The following is a 16,684-nucleotide window of genomic DNA, read 5'->3' on the forward strand; positions in this document are numbered from 1 at the left end:
CATGAACGAGGCCTTGCTGCAGCGGCTTGCAACGCTGGAAGGGGAGAGCCGGGTGCGCCGCTTGATGGCGCGCTACATGGACCTGTGCGATGTGCCGAGGGCGCCGACCTATGTCCGCGAACTGGCGGAGCTGTTCTGCGTCGATGCGATCTGGGAAGGCGTCGGCAGCCAGACCGCGCAGACCTTCGGCCAGCATCACGGACGTGATGCGGTGGCGGCGTTCGTCGGCGGTTATTTGCCACCCTCGGAGCACTTTCGCCTGAACCTGCATTACCTCACCAGCGAGTCGATCACGGTCGATGGCAGCACGGCCCAAGGGCATTGGATCATGCAGCAGATTTCCACCTACGCCGATGGCCGCAGCGAATTGTTCGGCACGCGCCTGAACATCGATTTCCGCTGTGTCGACGGCGTCTGGCTGATTGCGCATTTCCGCACGCAACGCTTGTTCAACACGGGATTGGGCGCATGAGCACGTTTATCAGCGAATTCTTGATCGGTGGCAGCGGCAAACGGGTCGCGATCAAAGACTCCATCGACATTGCCGGGCATGCGACCCGTTCGGGCAGCCGTGCGTTTGCCGATGCCGCGCCGGCGACCCGCAACGCCGACGTAGTCGACGCGATTCTCGACGCTGGCTGGCAGATAGTTGGCAAGACCAACATGCACGAGTTGGCGTTTGGCGTCACCGGCATCAACGACTGGACCGGCACACCGATCAACCCGCAAGCGCCGGATCGCGTACCGGGTGGTTCCTCCAGCGGCTCGGCGGCAGCTGTTGCGGCCGGCTTGACGGACATTGCCATCGGCACCGACACCGGTGGCTCGGTGCGGGTGCCTGCAGCATGCTGCGGCATTGCCGGGTTGAAACCAACTTACGGTCGCGTCAGTCGGGTCGGCGCGCATCCGGCTGAGTCCAGCCTCGATTGCGTCGGGCCGTTTGCCGCCGACATGGCGGACCTGATCGCCGCGATGCAAGTGATCTGCCCTGGTTTTCAGGTTCAAGGTTTGCCGTCGAGCAATGCCTCTGTCGGCTTCCTCGAAGTCGACTGCGATCCGCATTTGCAAGCGAGCCTCGGCGCTGCCGCCGACCGCGCCGGTTGGCGCCGTAGCAATCTGCACCTGAGCGAATTCGAAGCGGCGTTCGCCGCCGGTTTGACCGTGATCAATTTTGAAAACTGGACTGCGTTCGGCCACCTCACCGGCAAAGGCTTGATCGGTGCGGATGTCGAGCAACGTCTGCTGGCCGCCAGCCGCACCAGCGCTGCTGATCTGGCGCAAGCGGAGAAAGTCCGCGCGCGTTTCAGTCAGCAAGTGGACGCCGCGCTCGAACAGTTCGCAGTGCTGCTGTTGCCGACGATGCCGAGCCTGCCGCCGACGCTGGTCGAAGCCCGCAGCGCGAGCAAAGCCGTGGCCGGCATGACCCCGCTGGTACGGCCTTTCAACCTCAGCGGCCATCCGGCACTGACGGTACCGGTGGAACTGGATTGCGGCGGGCTGAAGGTCGGCCTGCAGATTGTCGGCCGTAAAGGACAGGACGAATTGGTTTGCGCCTTCGGTGCGCAGCTGCAACAGAGCATGGCCGGTGAACGGTCTGGCTCTAAATCGAAATCATAAGAACACGCCATGAGGAGAACCGCATGAGCACTCATGAATACCGGCTGATCGCATCATCGAAAAGCCCCGACGAACTGGTCAGTCACGACCGTGTCGACGTCTCGCTGTACAATGATCCGGCCCTCTTTGAAGCCGAACTGGACAAGATTTTCTACCGCACCTGGGTGTGGGTTGCCCACGAAAGCGAAGTGCGCAATTCCGGCGATTTCAAGACCGCCACCATCGGCCGTCGCCCGGTGATTGTTGTTCGCGACAAGAAGAACAACATCAACGTCCTGGAAAACCGCTGCCGCCACCGTGGCGCCACCGTGTGCGAGAAGCACAAAGGCAACGCCACCGGTTTCACCTGCCCGTACCACAGCTGGTCGTATGGCCTGGACGGCAAACTGCGTGCGCTGCCATACCCGGACGGTTACGAAGGCATTCTGGAAAAGTCTGAGCTGCCACTGACCAGCCTGCGCGTCGAGAGCTACGCCGGCATGGTGTTCGCCAGCTACAACGATGAGATCGAACCGCTGGAAGATTTCCTCGGTGGCGCCAAGCACTGGATGGACCTGTTCATGAAACAGGGCGCCGGCTACCCGATCAAGACCCAGGGCGAACACAAGTTCAGCTTCAAGGGCAACTGGAAGATCCAGCTGGAAAACACCACCGACGGTTATCACTTCCCGATCGTGCACAAGTCGTTCATGTCGTCGGTGGATGAAGAAACCTCGGAAATGCTCTCGTTCATGACCGACGAACAAGCGGTCACCCACTCGCTGGGCAACGGCCACAGCGTGATGGTGATGGTGCCGGAGCACGTCGATCTCGATCACGACGACGGCACTGAACAGCTGCAAGAGCGCTTCGCCCACGTCACCGAAGAACTGTCGAAAACCATGCCGGCGGATCAAGTGCGCCGCATCGTGCGTTCGCTGCACGGCGCCGGTTTCAACCTGAACCTGTTCCCGAACGTGGCGATGTCGATGTCGTTCTTCCGCGTGTTGCGCCCGGTCTCGGTCACCGAAACCGAGATCCGCCATGTCGCCCTCGGCATGGACGGCGGCCCGGAAATCGCCAACCGCGAACGCATGCGCATTCACGAACACTTCCAGGGCCCGTTCGGTTTCGGCAGCCCGGATGATGCCGAGGCCTGGGACCGTGTGCAGCGTGGCTCGTACGCCGGCGTCGACGCGCCAATCCTGGTCAACCGCGGCCTCAATCGCGAAATCACCGCCGAGAACGGCGACAAGGTGTCCCACGCCACCGACGAAGGCGGCATGCGCGGTGCTTATGACATGTGGAAAAGGATGATGAGCCAATGAGCAATCACGACACCCTGAACGGTTTTTCCGGCCCGTTGGCCCAGGCCATCGAATTCATCTGGCGCGAAGCCGAACTGCTCGACCACAAGAACTACGCCGAATGGGCGACCTTGTGGAGCGAGAGCGGCAAGTACATCGTGCCGATCGACCCGGACACCGAAGACTTTGAAGCCACGCTCAACTACGCCTACGACGATGCGCGCATGCGTGACTTGCGCATCGAGCGCCTGACCGCCGGCTATTCGCCGTCGGCGGTGGACGCGGCAAAAACCATCCGCACGGTCTCGCGTTTCCGTCTGGTGGAAGCTGCCGGCGACTCCGTTGAAGTCAATTCCGCGCAGGTGCTGTATGCCTACAAACGCGGCGTGCACACGCCGTTCGTGGCCGACCTCAACCATCGCATTCGCTTTGTCGACGGTGTGGCGAAACTGGAACGCAAAGTTGTGCGCCTGATCAACTCCACCGACAGCCTGAGCGCGCTCGGCTTCCTGTTGTGAGGGCCAACACCATGAATCGAGTAGCCCTGGTGACCGGCGCTTCACGCGGTCTCGGCGAATGCATCGCCCGTCGCTTGCACGCGGCGGGCTATCGCGTGGCCCTGGCCGATGTGCGCCTCGACGGCGTGCAACAGTTGACGGCGGAACTCGATGGCAGCGGCGCGACTGCCGTCGCCATCGAGCTGGATGTGCGTAACAAGGCCGATTTTGTCCGTGCCCGCGACCTGCTCATCGAGCGTTGGGGCGGTACTGACATTCTGGTGAACAACGCCGGTCAATCGAAAGTGGCCGCGCTGATGGACATCACCCCGGAAGAATTCGACGAGTCGATGGCGATCAACCTGCGCGGCACTTTTGTTGCGTGTCAGGTGTTCGGCGCGCACTTTGCCGAGCGCGGCTTTGGTCGCATCGTCAACATCGCCTCGCTCGCCGGCCAGAACGGCGGCACCGCCACTGGCGCGCATTACGCGGCGGCCAAGGGTGGAGTGGCGACGCTGACCAAGGTCTTCGCCCGTGAACTGGCGCCACAAGGTGTGACGGTCAACAGCATCTCGCCGGGTCCGCTGGACTTGCCGATCGTGCGCGAAACCGTGGCCCCGGAGCGACTGGAGCAGATTCTGAAGATGATCCCGGCCGGCACCCTCGGCGCCCCGGAGTACATCGCCGACAGCGTGTTGCTGCTGATCGCCGAACACGCTGCTTCGGTTACCGGCGCGTGCTGGGACATCAACGGCGGCTTGTTCATGCGCTAAGCAAGTTCATGGCGAACGACACCCTGTAGGAGCTGGCTTGCCAGCGAAGGCGTCCTCTTTGGCGATGCAAGTCTCAAGGTCGCCTTCGCTGGCAAGCCAGCTCCTACAGGGTGTTGTTCGCCACGTTAAGAACAGGGCGCCCACGGGTGCCGTGATAACAAAAAATCAACCGTATTTCAGGTGATGCAATGATGAAGATGAGGATCGAAAGGATCGTCGACGAAGCGCTGGATATCCGTTCCTTTCGCCTCGTGCGCAGTGACGGTCAGCCGCTCGACAGTTATGAACCGGGGGCGCATGTCGACCTGACCGGGCCGACCGGGGTGACCCGACAATATTCGCTGTGCAGTCCGCCGCAGGACCGCCGCGCCTATCTGGTGGCGGTGAAGAAAGAAGCGCAGTCGCGCGGTGGCTCGCTGGCGCTGCACGAGCAGGTGGAAGAGGGCATGGAGCTGGAAATGGGGGCTCCGCGCAACCTGTTCCGCCTCGACCCGACCGCCACCGAACATGTGCTGTTCGCCGCCGGCATTGGCGTCACGCCGCTGCTGAGCATGGCCTATCGACTGGAGGAAAGTGGCCAGCCGTATCGCTTGCATTACTTTGCCCGCTCGCCGGAATACGCGGCATTTTCCGAGCTGTTGGCCACCACCTTTGCCGATCATGTGCAGTTCCATTACGGCGTCGAGCCGGGTGACATGGATGCGGCATTGACCCAAAGCCTGAACCAGGCCGGCAGCGCCGCCCACGTCTACACCTGCGGCCCCGCGCCGTTTATGAACAAAGTGGTGGAAGTGGCCGCCCGCAGCCGTAGTGAAGATGCGATTCACCTGGAGCATTTTCAGGCCGATCCCGCCGCGAATGCCGGCCCTAGCGGTGGTTTTGAAGTGCAACTGTCCAGCTCCGGTGTGGTGCTTCAGGTGCCGGCCAATACCAGCCTGGTCGACGTGCTACAGGCCCACGGCTGCGACATCGACACCGAGTGCCGCGAAGGTATCTGCGGCACCTGCATCGTCGAGGTGCTGGACGGGGTTCCGGAACACCGCGACAACTGTTTGTCGAGCAAAGAGAAGGCCGGCAACAAGCAAATTTGCGCCTGCGTTTCGCGGGCGCTTTCCGCTCGTCTGGTATTGGACCTTTAACCGGCAAAACCCCTGGAAACATTGCGTGGTAGTCGATTAAATCGGCGCCCCACGACCGTCTAAGGAGGCGACGGTCACGTACCCGGAATTAATCGAACTGCTCGGCGAAGCGGTCGAAAAATAACAATAAAACTGATGTGAGGCCCTGCGGTCATGAGTACTACTTCGGCGGTGCGCAACGATGCATTCGAAAGTTGGTTAAGCCAGGTCAATCAGGCCTGTGGGCGTTTCGACGCCCGCGCACTGGACGCGAATTTTTACGGTGGGCTGGCGGAGTTTCGCAGCGGCGCGATCAACCTCAGCGTGGTCGACATGGCCCATGTGCATTTGTATCGCACCAGCAAAGACGTCAGCACCAGCAGCGCCGGCCATTACTACGCGGTGTTCCAGCTGCGCGGCAGCTCGCAACTCGAACAGGGCGACAACCGCGCCCTGTTGGGCTGTGGCGACATCGCCCTGATCGACGCCAGCCGTCCCAGCGACATGACCTATAACGATGATTCCCGGCAGCTGTCGCTGATCGTGCCACGCCAGGTGGTGGAGCGCGGTTCGCATTTCAACGCCGTCAACTGCGCCACGCGCATTTCGGCCAGCACACCGCTGGCCGCGCTGGCCAACCGCATGGTGCTGGAGACCCAGCGCCAGGAAGGGCTGGACATGCAGGAAAGCGAAGCCGTGCTCGACGCCTTGGTCAGTCTGTTATTGCCGGGGATCAGCGCGCGCGACGCCAGCGTAGATGCCCACGAGCGACAATTTCGCAAAACCATCGCCTACATCGACGAGCACATCAGTGCCGAAGAACTGTGCCCTGAGCTGATTGCCCGGGAAGTGGGAATGTCGGTGCGCGGTCTGTACCGGATATTTTCCAAGCGCGGCCTGGTGGTGGCGCAATACATCAAGCATCGTCGCCTGGATTTCTGCGCCGAAAACCTGCGCCGCTCCGATGTCGAGCAGAAGCTCTCGGCCCTGTGCTACGCCTGGGGCTTCTCGGACTCCAGCTACTTTTCCTCGGCGTTCAAATCACGCTTCGGCGTGTCGCCGGGTGAATATCGCAAGCGTTATAGCCACTGACCGCGTGTGGGAGCGAGCCTGCTCGCGAAGACGGAGTGTCAGGCGCCTCGATGTTGAATGTGATGGCCCCTTCGCGGGCAAGCCCGCTCCTACAGTTGACCGAGTTGTCCGGACGGACGCGGTACCCTGTAGGAGCGGGCTTGCCCGCGAAGGCGGCCTGAAGACCGCCGAAGATTAAGACTCAGTGCCGAGCAGGCTCATCCACCGGCAAATGCAACACCTCGCGCACCAGCATGGCAATGCTGCTCACGCCCATCTTTTCCTTGATCTTGGTCCGGTGCACATCAACGGTTTTCACGCTGATGTTCAGCTCGCGGGCGATGACCTTGCTGGCCTTGCCATCGATCACCAGCATCAACACTTCCCGTTCCCGGCTGGTCAGCAGCGCGAGCTTGCCTTGCAGGTTCTGACGTTGCTGCTGATCGGCCTGGGCATGCACGGCGGTCTTCAGCGCCGCCTGAATGCGGTCGATCATCTGCTGCGGGTTGTAGGGCTTCTCGACGAAATCCAGCGCACCGTTCTTCATCGCCGTGACCGACATCGGAATGTCGCCATGGGCCGAGACAAAAATCGTCGGCAGGGTGCTGCCGCGCTGGTTGAGGATTTCCTGCAACTGAAAACCGCTGGTTTCCGGCATGCGCACGTCCAGCACCAGACACGCCGGCTGCTTGGGGTCGTATTGGCTCAGGAACTCTTCAGCGCCGGCAAAGCATTGCGCCTGCACACTGACCGACTCCAGAAGCCAGGCGAGCGAGGTTCGCAGGTCTTTGTCGTCATCAACGATATAAACAATCGGTTTGCGGGTTTCCATCAGGGACTGCCACGAGAAATTCTATTTATTGTTATCGCACGCGTGCACGTTGCGGCGGACTTGCGCCTATGTTGGCGCCTCAAAGCAGGATACCCACTGCGAAGCGCCCTGACGATAAAGAAACCACCTAGTCGACTAGCGGAAAGCCCACCTCATCATGGGGATCGTCAGAATGGTTGTGGGCAGCGCCGGGCCTTAGTCTTGTTCCATAACCAAGGGCCGCACAACGACGGTCCTCCTGAAGGAAGGGGCACCGACATGGCCGACCTGAGCCAGCAGCAAATCGACTTTCGCAACGCCATGGCGCAGCTGCCTGCTGCGGTGAACATCATCACCACCAACGGCCCCGGCGGACAATGCGGCATCACTGCCAGCGCCGTGTGCTCGGTCACTGACTCGCCACCCACCGTGCTGGTCTGTGTGAATCGCAACAGCGCCACCCACGATGTATTCCGCACCAACGGCCATTTGTGCGTCAACGTGCTGTGCGGCGAACAGGAAGAGCTGGCCCGCCACTTCGCCGGCATGACCAAAGTGTCGATGGCCGAACGTTTTGCCTGGGATCTGTGGGACGAAGGCGACACCGGCGTGCCGTTGCTGCGCGATGCACTGGTGCAACTGGAAGGGCGGATCACCGAGTGCAAGGAAGTCGGGTCGCATTCGGTGATGTTTGTTGAGTTGTCGAATGTCGGTGTGCGAGCGGAGAGGGATAGTCTGGTGTATTTCAACCGGTTGTTTCATCGGCTTGAGCATGCGGGCGCGCATTGCTGAAGCACCGCGTTATCGTTCATCGCGGGCAAGCCGCGCTCCCACAGTTGACCGAGTTGTCCAGATGGACGCGGTCAACTGTAGGAGCGAGGCTTGTCCGCGATGGCGGTGTAACAGACAACATTACTCTTGCAGATATTCCCTCGCCAACTGGCAAGCCCGCTCAATCAACATCGGTGCCATTTCAATCGCGGTCGGTGTGCCTTTTCGGGTATGAATCCAGCCCAGGTACGTGGTGCCACGCAGCATCAGAAACAGCGCCAGCATCTGCCGGTCCGCGTTGGTTAGCGGTTTGACCGCGTTGTACCCGTCCAGCAGCGCCGCTTTGATCTGCTCATAACGCGGGTCGTCCAGGCAGAAGTACAGCGCGGTCGCCAGTTCGAACATGTGCCAGCCGAACCCGGCGTCATCGAAGTCGATCAAGCGCAGGTTCGCGCCTTCGATCAGCAGGTTTTCTGGCACCAAATCAGCGTGGATCATGCCGAAGTTGCCCAGGTGTCGACCGTATCGACGCAAGTCACTGCGCGCACGACGACGGGCCGTTTGCAACAGTTCGCGTTGATCGTCGCTGAGTTGTTCCAGGTCCCAGAACCGCCCCCAGAACGGATTGGCGCCGATCAAATCGTCCTCATCCCAGGCATGCCGTACAAACTCGTCCGGCTGCTGCCAATCCGCCGCGTGCAAGTGAATACGTGCGGCAATCGCCCCCGCTTCGGCAAACAGAAAATCGATTTCAGTATCCGCCTGCACCCCGGCTTCGGAGGTGCCCGCCGTCGCGCCCGGCAGCCAGGCGAGCATGTCGACATGGCGCGGTTCGCCGATGTCGGCATGCAGCACCTCGACCAAATGCCGCTGGTTGCGCGCCCGGATAATCTGCGGCACGGTGATGCCGGCTGTGGCCAGCGCTTCCATCCATTGCAGCTCGGAACGTAGCGCGGCTTCGCAGTGATAGCCATTGCGGTGGATGCGCAGGGCGACGCGCTGGCCGTCCTCGCGGCGGGCGGAGAACACCGCGTTTTCGCGGAATTTCACCAGTTCGATGTCGCCAAAGTTACCGTCCCACTGTTGCAGGGCATGGCGGGCGAGGTCGTGCAGTTTGGCGACTTGCTGGTCGTGACTCAGGGTATGGAATTCAGTCATGACTAAGCCTCAAAGGGCGCTCAGGGCGCGGTCCAGCGTGTCAACGAAGAGGTCGGCGTGGTCGCGGTTGAACACCAGCGGCGGCCGCAGTTTGAGAATGTTGTCGCCCGCGCCGATCTTGCTGATCAGCACGCCGTTGTCGCGCATGTCGTTTACCACCTTGCGTGCTTCCGCTCCGGCGGGCTCCTTGCTCGCGTGGTCACGCACCAGTTCCATGGCGAAGAACAAACCTTTTCCGCGCACGTCGCCAATGATCGAATGCTTGCCGGCCAGCACTTGCAGGCGCTGCTGAACATAAGCGCCAACGGATTGCGCGTTGTGCAGCAGCTGTTGCTCTTCAATCACATCCAGCACCGCCATGCCGACCGCTGCCGCCACCGGCGAACCGCCGAAGGTGTTGAAGTACATGGCGCTGCGCCCAAAGGCCTCGACCAATACTTTGCTGGTGATCAGCCCGGCCAGTGGATAACCGTTGCCCATCGGTTTGCCGAGGGTGACGATGTCCGGCACCACGGCGTGGGCTTGATGGCCCCACAGGTGATCGCCGGTGCGGCCGAACCCGGATTGCACTTCGTCGGCGATGAACAAACCGCCAGCGGCGCGAATCAGTTCGGCCGCTTTGTTGACGAAACTGGCTGGCACCCGTGGCAAGCCTTCGTTGGCGAACAGGGTGTCGATCAGCAGTGCAGCAGGGCGAATGCCTTGCGCCTGCATTGAGGCGATGGCGGCTTTGATGTTGGCGGCATATTCCTCCGCCAATTGCGCTTCAGTGGTGCCAGCGGGCGCGTGATACAGGCAAGGAATCGGCACCGCACGGGCGTGCGCGGCGAACGGTTCCGGCGACGGCAATGCGGTGGTGACTTCGGCCAACGAGGCCGAGTTACCGTGGTAGTTGTAATCGCTGACGATGATGCCGGTGCCGCCGCTGGCAAACCGCGCCAGGCGCAGCGCCAGCTCATTGGCTTCGCTGCCGGTGCAGGTGAGCATCGCGGTGTCGAGCGGTTTGGCAAACGTGGCGGTCAGGCGCTCGGCGTAACGCACCACTTGCTCATCGAGGTAGCGTGTGTGGATGTTCAGCGTCGTCGCCTGACGGTGCATCGCTTCCACCACGTGCGGGTTGCAATGGCCGACGCAGGGCACGTTGTTGTAGACGTCGAGGTAGCGCTGGCCGTCGACGTCGTACAGCCAGACGCCTTCACCGCGCACCAGGTGCAGCGGCTTGTCGTAGAACAACGGCGAAGCGCTGCCAAGAACGCGATGGCGGCGTTGCAGGAGCGTGTCTTCAGGCATGGTCTGGAACCTCAAGGTTGGCGCTGCGGGCGCGCAGCAGGAAGTTGAAAATGCACAGCACGAAGGTCACCGCGAGGGCGATCAGCATCATCATGTCGAGTTGGAAACAGGCGGCGATCACCACCAGCGTCAAGGCCAGGCCCAGCCAGGCAACCACGGTGCCGCCGGCCAGACGGAACGGGCGCGGCAGATCAGGTTGGCTGCGTTTGATGCGCAGGTATGCGCCGAAAATGAACAGGTAGCAGACGTTGAGCAGCAGCACGACCGCGAGCATCACCGTCGCCGGGTCGACGGCGGACATCGGCAGGCCGATCACACCGATCAGCAGCAGGGCCGGGAACGGCGTGCCGCGCTTGCCGGTCTTGCCCAGCCACTGCGGGAACAAACCGTCGCGGGCCATGGCGAACAACTGGCGAGAAGCGGCGTAAATCAGCGAGAAGAAGGTCGCGATCAGCCCGAACACCGCACCGCAGCCAACCACCTTGGCCAGCCACGAAGCGTCGCCGTAGACGTTGGTGCTGGTCATCGCGGCGTACAGCGGATCACCCGCCGAACCGACCAACTCGACACCCCCCGCGCCCGGTGCGCAGACCAGCACCACCAGCGCCGTCACCAGCAAGGTGCCGATGGCGGCGAGGATTCCCCGTGGCATGGTGCGGCCGGGGTTATTTGCTTCTTCCGCTGCTGAACCGGTTTGTTCCACGGTGATGAACAGCCAAATGGCAAAGGGCACGCAGGCAAAAATCCCACCTAGGCTGACCGCTGGCCCGGCGTATGCTGCTGGCATCTTCAACAGGTTCGCCAGTTCGATATGCGGCGCCATGGCCACGCCAAACGTCAGCAGCGCCACCACCGCGATGACACCCGCGATCATGGTCAGGCCCATGGCCTCACCGACACCACGAAGGTGGATGCCGATAATCACCGCGAACAAGGCGATTTTCACCGGCCAGCCACCGAGGCCGAAAATCGATTCGGTGTAGGCGCAAATAAACGTCGCCGCCGCGCCAGTGCCGATGGTCAGCGCCAACGCACAGGCGACGCCGACCAGGTAACCCACGAACGGCCCGAACGCACTTTGTGCATAGACGAAAACGCCACCGGCACTTGGCAATGCCGTCGACAGTTCGGCGACACACAACGCCAGCCCGCCACATAGCAATGCCATCAACACCGTGGCGATCAGCATGTTCATCCAACCGCCGGCCATCAGCCCGAAATTCCAGCCGGAAAACTGCCCGGCCACCACTAACGCAATTCCAAGACCGGCGATCTTTGGCCAGCCCAACGCACTTTTCTTAAGCACAGAAGTCTCCCGCGACCCTAGGGTCGATTTGTTGTTTTTGGGGGGTAGAAAAGGGGATCGGTTTTGATACTACGCGCGGGTGGTGGTGGGGCTTGTTTGTGCGTATGCCAAGCGGTTGTGTGGGGGTGCCAGATTTGGCGGGGGGAGGGCAGTTGGACCGCGTTATCGTTCATCGCGGGCAAGCCACGCTCCCACAGGGTTTTGCGCCGGACACAAATTTTGTGTTCCACACGGATCACTGTGGGAGCGTGGCTTGCCCGCGATGGCGGTCTCAAATTCGAGCACATGTTTAAAGGTGTTTAAGGATACTTCCTGAAAGCTACAACGCCTTGCGCCATTACCTACGACTACGCCAGAATCCGCCGGCTTGTGCGCTTTGGACGCCCTCGGTAACTTGATTCCCGTCACTGATTTCCAGTGATCGGGTTTAGTAGCCCGAGGTTCGAATGATGCGACAGGCGTCTGTCAGACAGGTATTTCCATGCCTGTACCTGATGGTGGCTGTGCGCAGGGCGCCCTCGGGCGCGCCGGCTTTCCTTCGTTCCCCGGTCTACTAACCTGCGTACAGCCGCCACCCCTCTCATTAGTAGCGAGGCGTGGTTGCCCATTCAGGAACGAATGAATATGTGCAAGGTAACGCCAAACCCGCCAGACACAGATCCGGCATCCCCCTACGAATCAGTCGATTCAAAGAAATTCCACGAAGCCGCCGAGCGCGCCCTCGATCACTACCTCAACCCCTCAGCCCTCAAATCCCCCGTCGCCCGCAAACCGAGCACGATGTTTTTCGTAGCGCCAGATATCAACGACGAAGACCTGTTGGCCCACACCTGTGAGTCACTGGCCCAGGCGAGTGTCATGGCCAGCGATTTTGCGGGGTACCTGGAAGGGCCGCATCGGCATACGGCCATGGCGATCCAGCAGATCATCATGCTGGCGGAACTCGCGGCGAACCGGATGCTGGATAACGTTGAGGTGCCGAAGTAACAATCAGAGACCGCGTTATCGTTCATCGCGGGCTTGCCCGCGAAAGCGGTGATACAGGCGACAATCCAGGATCAATCGACTGAACCGCCAAAACGGCAGCTTGAATTATTTTGTTGCTGAATAAGCTCAAGATTGATTCGTTTTCTCCTTTGCTTGAGCGGAACATCCGGTGTCGTCTAGTTGCTTTTTATGAGAAACGTTCGCTGCGAGCGTTCTGGAATAAGCAATAGGGAACTGCACTTACATGCTGTAGGTGCAATCAATCGATAGAGTGGATGTTATTCACTTCCGGGAGGCAAGGATGCACGGCCAAGTTATGGCTAACTTTTCTGATCATTTGTGTATTCATCATCTATTCGAGGAGCAGGTTGCTTTAGGCCCTGAGGCGTCAGCATCAAATTATAAACTGGAGAAATCATGGCTAATCCCTATCGCGAACTACTGACAACCCCTGGCGTCATGGGGTTAGTCATCGCGAGCTCCATCGCCCGTCTGCCACAGGCAATGATCGGCATCGGCATCATTACCATGTTGGTGCAGCAGACGGGTCTTTATTGGTTGGCTGGCTCGGTCGCAGGTACCTTTACATTAGCGAATGCGCTGATCGGCCCGCAAATATCGAAGCTCGTTGATCAACGGGGGCAGAGTCGGGTTCTGCCCTTTGTTACAGCCTTCAGCATTGGTATGTTGCTGGCGCTGATAATTGCCGTCTATGTGAGGGCCCCGACCTTACTGCTTTTTATTCTGGCGGCACTGGCGGGCACGATGCCGAGCATGCCCGCCATGATAAGAGCACGCTGGACACAGCTTTTCCGTGGCAAGCCGCAATTACACACGGCTTTCTCCCTGGACACTGTTCTAACTGAACTCGCCTTTATTATCGGGCCACCACTCGCCATTGGTCTGAGCACCAGCTACTTCGCCGAAGCCGGGCCTCTTGTTGCCATCGTGCTTCTGGTCATCGGCGTAACGGCTTTTCTTTTGCAACGGCAGACAGAGCCGAAAGTGGTTGTGGGCAGCAGGCGGAACGCAAGTTCGACTTTGCTTATCCCTGGTGTTCGCACCATCGTTCTGGCGCTTCTAGCGATGGGTGTGATTGGCGGATCCATCGATGTGGCTGTTGTTGCCTTCGCCAATGCACAAGGTTGGCCAGCGTCCGCCAGCTTTATTCTGGCAGCCTATGCGCTCGGCTCGATGATCGCTGGTCTGACTTTCGGTGCGCTAAGGGTTTCCTTGTCGATTGAAAAGCAGTTCTTTATTGGGGTACTGGTAACAGCAGTAACAGCGGTGCTGCCTATTCTTTCACCGGACGTCTACATCCTTGCCGGAATGCTCTTTGTGGCAGGAATGTCATTCGCGCCGACTATGGTCATCGTCATGAATCTCGGTACGATCATTGTTCCACCGTCGAGGATCACCGAAGGACTGACGTGGATGACGACAGGCATCAGCATCGGCGTAGCACTCGGTGGAGTGCTTTCGGGCTTGATCATCGATGTCTATGGCGCGCGGGCAGGGTTCGGTGTGGCCATTGGCGCGGGGCTTGTAATGGTGGTGATCGTGCTTTTGGGGTTGCGTGTACTTCGTACTACATCAGCGACTTGCGCCGAGCCAACCTTCCAGTAATTGGGTAGCTTCTGAAACCCAGTGGCGAGGGAGCAAGCTCCCTCGCCACAAAAGCGGTCACACCCTTCAGATCCGAAAACTACCCACCAACTGATTCAACCGATCCGCCTGCCTTTCCAGCTCAGTACAAGCCCGCAATGTCGATTGCAGATTCTCCACCCCTTGCTGATTCAAGGTGTTGATCTCGGTAATGTCGACATTCAACGCCTCAACCACCGACGTCTGCTCTTCAGTGGCCGCCGCCACCGACTGATTCACATTGTCGATCTCGCCAATCCGCTGCGTCACGCTGCTCAAGCGTTTCCCAGCGAGGTTGGCGATGCTCACGCTTTCCTCACTGTGCTGTTGGCTTTCGGTCATGGTCGTCACCGATTCGCGCGCGCCGATTTGCAGCTCTTCGATCATTTGCTGAATCTCCGCTGCTGACGTTTGCGTGCGCCCGGCGAGGCTGCGCACTTCGTCGGCGACTACCGCAAACCCACGGCCTGCTTCACCGGCGCGGGCGGCTTCGATGGCGGCGTTGAGCGCCAGCAGGTTGGTCTGCTGCGAGATGCCTTTGATCACTTCGAGGATGTGCCCGATGTTCACGGTTTTGCCGTTGAGCACTTCGATGTTGGCGCACGAGGTGCTGATTTTGCCGGACAGTTCGTTCATCAGCTGGATAGTGCGCTCCACCACCTGGCGCCCGTCTTCGGCTTGTTGCCGTGCGGCGCTGGCTTGTTGTGAAGCATCGGATGCGTTATGCGCAATCTCCTGCGCGGCGACGCCCAGTTGGTTGATCGCGGCAGCGACGCTGTTGGTTCGGGTCGTTTGTTGGTCGAAGTTGTCCATCGACGAATTCGATGCCAGCAACACGCGCTTGGCGCCTTCGTTGACGCCAAGCGCCGCCGAAGACACTTCGCGGATCGAGTGATGAATACGCTCGACAAAGCGATTGAACGCAGTCGCCAGTTGGCCGATTTCATCCCGCGATTGCACCGCCAGGCGTCGGGTCAAGTCGCCTTCACCCAGGGAGATATCCTCCATCACCCGCGTGAGCAGTTGCAGCGGCCGGGTGATGCGAAACGCCGCGTACCGGATCAACATCAACCCGAGCAGGGCCGAACCACCGCCCAATAACAACTCCAGCGCGGTGCTTTTTACCCCTTGTGCGTCGAGTTCGTTTTGCAGCGTTGTTACCGGTGCCAGCAACACGTCCTGTGGCACGCCCACCAGCACACCCCACGGTGTTGCGCCGGCAATCGGCGCCAGCGGTTCGAGGACGTTGATCCGCTGCTGATCGACAAACACCTTTGCTTGACCTTGGCGCAAGGCGTCCATTACCGAAGCATTCTCCAGCGGCTGCCCGAGGCGGCTGACGTCCTGGCTGTTGGCGGAGATCACCCCGCGCGGGCTGACAATGCTGATCTGCCCATGGCCGTCGAACAGTTGATGGGCGCTGGTTTCGCTGTTGTGTTGCAGGGCGGCGAGGTTGATGTCGAGGCCGACCACGGCGATGACTTTGCCGTTGTCCATCAGTGGAAAGGCGATGCTGGTTACCAGTTTGCGGCTGCCAGACGCCTCGTCGAAATAGGGTTCCAGCACGCAGGCCTGACGTGTATCGCGAGCGCAGGTGTAGAAGGCGTTGTACGGTGCGCCGCTGGGGCCCGGCGAGGTGTTGGCGAGCAGTGCTTCGTCGCCGATCACCGCTTGCAGTTCGCCGGGTTTGCTTTGCACCCAGTACAGGGAAAAGCGTCCGGTCCCGTTGCTGCCCATGTCTGCCTGGTCAGCGAAACCGGTGTCGGCGCCATCGAGGGCGTCGGGTTCGAAAATGACATAAAGCCCGAGCAGGTCGGGCTTGTCGATCAGGGCCTGGTGAAGCTGGGTGCTCAGTTCCTGACGCAGTTGCGGGCGGGTCAGATGCCCCTGCTGTTGCAGCTGGCGCAGGTAAAGTAAATAGCGCGACAAGCCTTGGCCGTATTCGTGAGTCTGGGTGAAGGTGCGTTGCACCTGCATCGCCTGCACGGTGCCCAGCGCCTGCATGTGTTCCTTGGCGGCGTTGCCGAGCATGTCGCTGCTGGCTTGGGCGACTTGCTGGCTGCTTTGATGGGTTTGATACAGCGACAAGCCCATCAGCAAACTCACCACCAACAGCAGGCAGAGGCCGGCGAGCAGGGCGATCTTGCTCTGGATCGTCAGAAATTTCGGGTGCATTGGAAAGGCCTTTTTCCTTGAGGCGCAATGACGCGGCAAACGCAATCTGTAGCCACTTGCGCCACTTGCGCCACTTGTGGGAGCGACCTGTGGCGAGGGGGCTTGCCCCCGTTGGACTGCACCGCAGTCCCAGAGTCTTTGGGGCCGCTGCGCGACCCTACGGGGGCAAGCCCCCTCGCC

At 60.5% G+C, this 16,684-nt stretch carries 15 protein-coding genes and 1 pseudogene; 10 read left to right on the plus strand and 6 right to left on the minus strand.

All coding sequences use genetic code 11. The features are described 5' to 3' along the window. Window position 1: 1 nt before the first annotated feature. The 7 genes from ACWGZX_RS23800 (at window position 2) to feaR (ending at window position 6,383) form a co-directional block, all read left to right on the plus strand. Complete coding sequence (locus tag ACWGZX_RS23800; RefSeq protein WP_452625681.1) at window positions 2-472, plus strand: nuclear transport factor 2 family protein; 471 nt, start codon at window positions 2-4, stop codon at window positions 470-472. Beyond that, the gene (locus ACWGZX_RS23805) at window positions 469-1,617 is read left to right on the plus strand and encodes an amidase (protein WP_452625682.1); all 1,149 of its coding nucleotides are present in this window, start codon (window positions 469-471) and stop codon (window positions 1,615-1,617) included. The genes ACWGZX_RS23800 and ACWGZX_RS23805 overlap by 4 nt, the downstream gene beginning before the upstream one ends. Before the next feature lie 23 nt (window positions 1,618-1,640). After that, complete coding sequence (locus ACWGZX_RS23810) at window positions 1,641-2,924, plus strand: aromatic ring-hydroxylating oxygenase subunit alpha (RefSeq protein ID WP_452625683.1); 1,284 nt, start codon at window positions 1,641-1,643, stop codon at window positions 2,922-2,924. Further along, window positions 2,921-3,421, plus strand: coding sequence for an aromatic-ring-hydroxylating dioxygenase subunit beta (locus ACWGZX_RS23815; protein WP_452625684.1), 501 nt, complete (start codon window positions 2,921-2,923; stop codon window positions 3,419-3,421). Before ACWGZX_RS23810 ends, ACWGZX_RS23815 begins: the two co-directional genes overlap by 4 nt. An 11-nt stretch (window positions 3,422-3,432) precedes the next feature. Beyond that, window positions 3,433-4,173, plus strand: coding sequence for an SDR family NAD(P)-dependent oxidoreductase (locus ACWGZX_RS23820; protein ID WP_452625685.1), 741 nt, complete (start codon window positions 3,433-3,435; stop codon window positions 4,171-4,173). Window positions 4,174-4,361: 188 nt separating this feature from the next. Continuing rightward, the gene (locus tag ACWGZX_RS23825) at window positions 4,362-5,312 is read left to right on the plus strand and encodes a PDR/VanB family oxidoreductase (RefSeq protein ID WP_452625686.1); all 951 of its coding nucleotides are present in this window, start codon (window positions 4,362-4,364) and stop codon (window positions 5,310-5,312) included. A 153-nt stretch (window positions 5,313-5,465) separates the two neighbouring features. Continuing rightward, window positions 5,466-6,383, plus strand: coding sequence for a transcriptional regulator FeaR (gene feaR, locus ACWGZX_RS23830; RefSeq protein ID WP_452625687.1), 918 nt, complete (start codon window positions 5,466-5,468; stop codon window positions 6,381-6,383). 181 nt (window positions 6,384-6,564) lie between these two features. On the opposite strand, the gene ACWGZX_RS23835 is transcribed toward feaR, so the two are convergent. After that, window positions 6,565-7,194 (minus strand): response regulator transcription factor, encoded by a 630-nt coding sequence (locus ACWGZX_RS23835; protein WP_007945336.1) that lies wholly within the window; start codon window positions 7,192-7,194, stop codon window positions 6,565-6,567. Window positions 7,195-7,452: 258 nt separating this feature from the next. Here ACWGZX_RS23835 and hpaC point away from each other — a divergent pair, with 258 nt between their 5' ends. Continuing rightward, entirely contained in the window at window positions 7,453-7,965 is a 513-nt protein-coding gene (gene hpaC, locus ACWGZX_RS23840) for a 4-hydroxyphenylacetate 3-monooxygenase, reductase component (RefSeq protein WP_452625688.1), read from the plus strand. A gap of 120 nt (window positions 7,966-8,085) precedes the next feature. Here hpaC and ACWGZX_RS23845 read toward each other — a convergent pair whose 3' ends face one another. From ACWGZX_RS23845 to ACWGZX_RS23855, 3 genes are read right to left on the minus strand one after another with little or no spacing between them, the layout of a single operon-like run. Continuing rightward, window positions 8,086-9,102 (minus strand): phosphotransferase enzyme family protein, encoded by a 1,017-nt coding sequence (locus ACWGZX_RS23845; protein WP_452625689.1) that lies wholly within the window; start codon window positions 9,100-9,102, stop codon window positions 8,086-8,088. A gap of 9 nt (window positions 9,103-9,111) precedes the next feature. Further along, window positions 9,112-10,392, minus strand: coding sequence for an aspartate aminotransferase family protein (locus ACWGZX_RS23850; RefSeq protein ID WP_452625690.1), 1,281 nt, complete (start codon window positions 10,390-10,392; stop codon window positions 9,112-9,114). After that, on the minus strand, window positions 10,385-11,698 hold the full coding sequence (locus tag ACWGZX_RS23855; RefSeq protein WP_452625691.1) for an amino acid permease: 1,314 nt from the start codon (window positions 11,696-11,698) through the stop codon (window positions 10,385-10,387). Before ACWGZX_RS23855 ends, ACWGZX_RS23850 begins: the two co-directional genes overlap by 8 nt. 624 nt (window positions 11,699-12,322) lie before the next feature. Here ACWGZX_RS23855 and ACWGZX_RS23860 point away from each other — a divergent pair. Together ACWGZX_RS23860 and ACWGZX_RS23865 are read left to right on the plus strand one after the other, a co-directional pair. Beyond that, window positions 12,323-12,685 (plus strand): DUF6124 family protein, encoded by a 363-nt coding sequence (locus ACWGZX_RS23860; protein WP_452625692.1) that lies wholly within the window; start codon window positions 12,323-12,325, stop codon window positions 12,683-12,685. 417 nt (window positions 12,686-13,102) lie between these two features. After that, the gene (locus tag ACWGZX_RS23865; RefSeq protein WP_452625693.1) at window positions 13,103-14,311 is read left to right on the plus strand and encodes an MFS transporter; all 1,209 of its coding nucleotides are present in this window, start codon (window positions 13,103-13,105) and stop codon (window positions 14,309-14,311) included. Between the two features lie 66 nt (window positions 14,312-14,377). Here the strand turns inward: ACWGZX_RS23865 and ACWGZX_RS23870 are convergent, their stop codons facing one another. After that, window positions 14,378-15,142 (minus strand): methyl-accepting chemotaxis protein, encoded by a 765-nt coding sequence (locus ACWGZX_RS23870; protein ID WP_452629059.1) that lies wholly within the window; start codon window positions 15,140-15,142, stop codon window positions 14,378-14,380. Between the two features lie 141 nt (window positions 15,143-15,283). Further along, window positions 15,284-16,504 (minus strand): annotated as a pseudogene (locus ACWGZX_RS23875) (PDC sensor domain-containing protein); the annotation flags it as partial. Window positions 16,505-16,684 lie beyond the last annotated feature (180 nt).

It is taken from the genome of Pseudomonas sp. CLCA07 (assembly GCF_053615335.1).

Bases quoted from the DNA above. Each gene is read 5' to 3' on its own strand.
- ACWGZX_RS23865 (WP_452625693.1), top strand. From the start codon at position 13,103: ATGGCTAATCCCTATCGCGAACTACTGACAACCCCTGGCGTCATGGGG.
- ACWGZX_RS23860 (WP_452625692.1), top strand. From the start codon at position 12,323: ATGTGCAAGGTAACGCCAAACCCGCCAGACACAGATCCGGCATCCCCC.
- ACWGZX_RS23820 (WP_452625685.1), top strand. From the start codon at position 3,433: ATGAATCGAGTAGCCCTGGTGACCGGCGCTTCACGCGGTCTCGGCGAA.
- ACWGZX_RS23825 (WP_452625686.1), top strand. From the start codon at position 4,362: ATGATGAAGATGAGGATCGAAAGGATCGTCGACGAAGCGCTGGATATC.
- ACWGZX_RS23870 (WP_452629059.1), bottom strand. From the start codon at position 15,142: ATGGACAACTTCGACCAACAAACGACCCGAACCAACAGCGTCGCTGCC.
- ACWGZX_RS23845 (WP_452625689.1), bottom strand. From the start codon at position 9,102: ATGACTGAATTCCATACCCTGAGTCACGACCAGCAAGTCGCCAAACTG.
- ACWGZX_RS23810 (WP_452625683.1), top strand. From the start codon at position 1,641: ATGAGCACTCATGAATACCGGCTGATCGCATCATCGAAAAGCCCCGAC.
- ACWGZX_RS23835 (WP_007945336.1), bottom strand. From the start codon at position 7,194: ATGGAAACCCGCAAACCGATTGTTTATATCGTTGATGACGACAAAGAC.
- hpaC (WP_452625688.1), top strand. From the start codon at position 7,453: ATGGCCGACCTGAGCCAGCAGCAAATCGACTTTCGCAACGCCATGGCG.
- ACWGZX_RS23850 (WP_452625690.1), bottom strand. From the start codon at position 10,392: ATGCCTGAAGACACGCTCCTGCAACGCCGCCATCGCGTTCTTGGCAGC.
- ACWGZX_RS23815 (WP_452625684.1), top strand. From the start codon at position 2,921: ATGAGCAATCACGACACCCTGAACGGTTTTTCCGGCCCGTTGGCCCAG.
- feaR (WP_452625687.1), top strand. From the start codon at position 5,466: ATGAGTACTACTTCGGCGGTGCGCAACGATGCATTCGAAAGTTGGTTA.
- ACWGZX_RS23805 (WP_452625682.1), top strand. From the start codon at position 469: ATGAGCACGTTTATCAGCGAATTCTTGATCGGTGGCAGCGGCAAACGG.
- ACWGZX_RS23800 (WP_452625681.1), top strand. From the start codon at position 2: ATGAACGAGGCCTTGCTGCAGCGGCTTGCAACGCTGGAAGGGGAGAGC.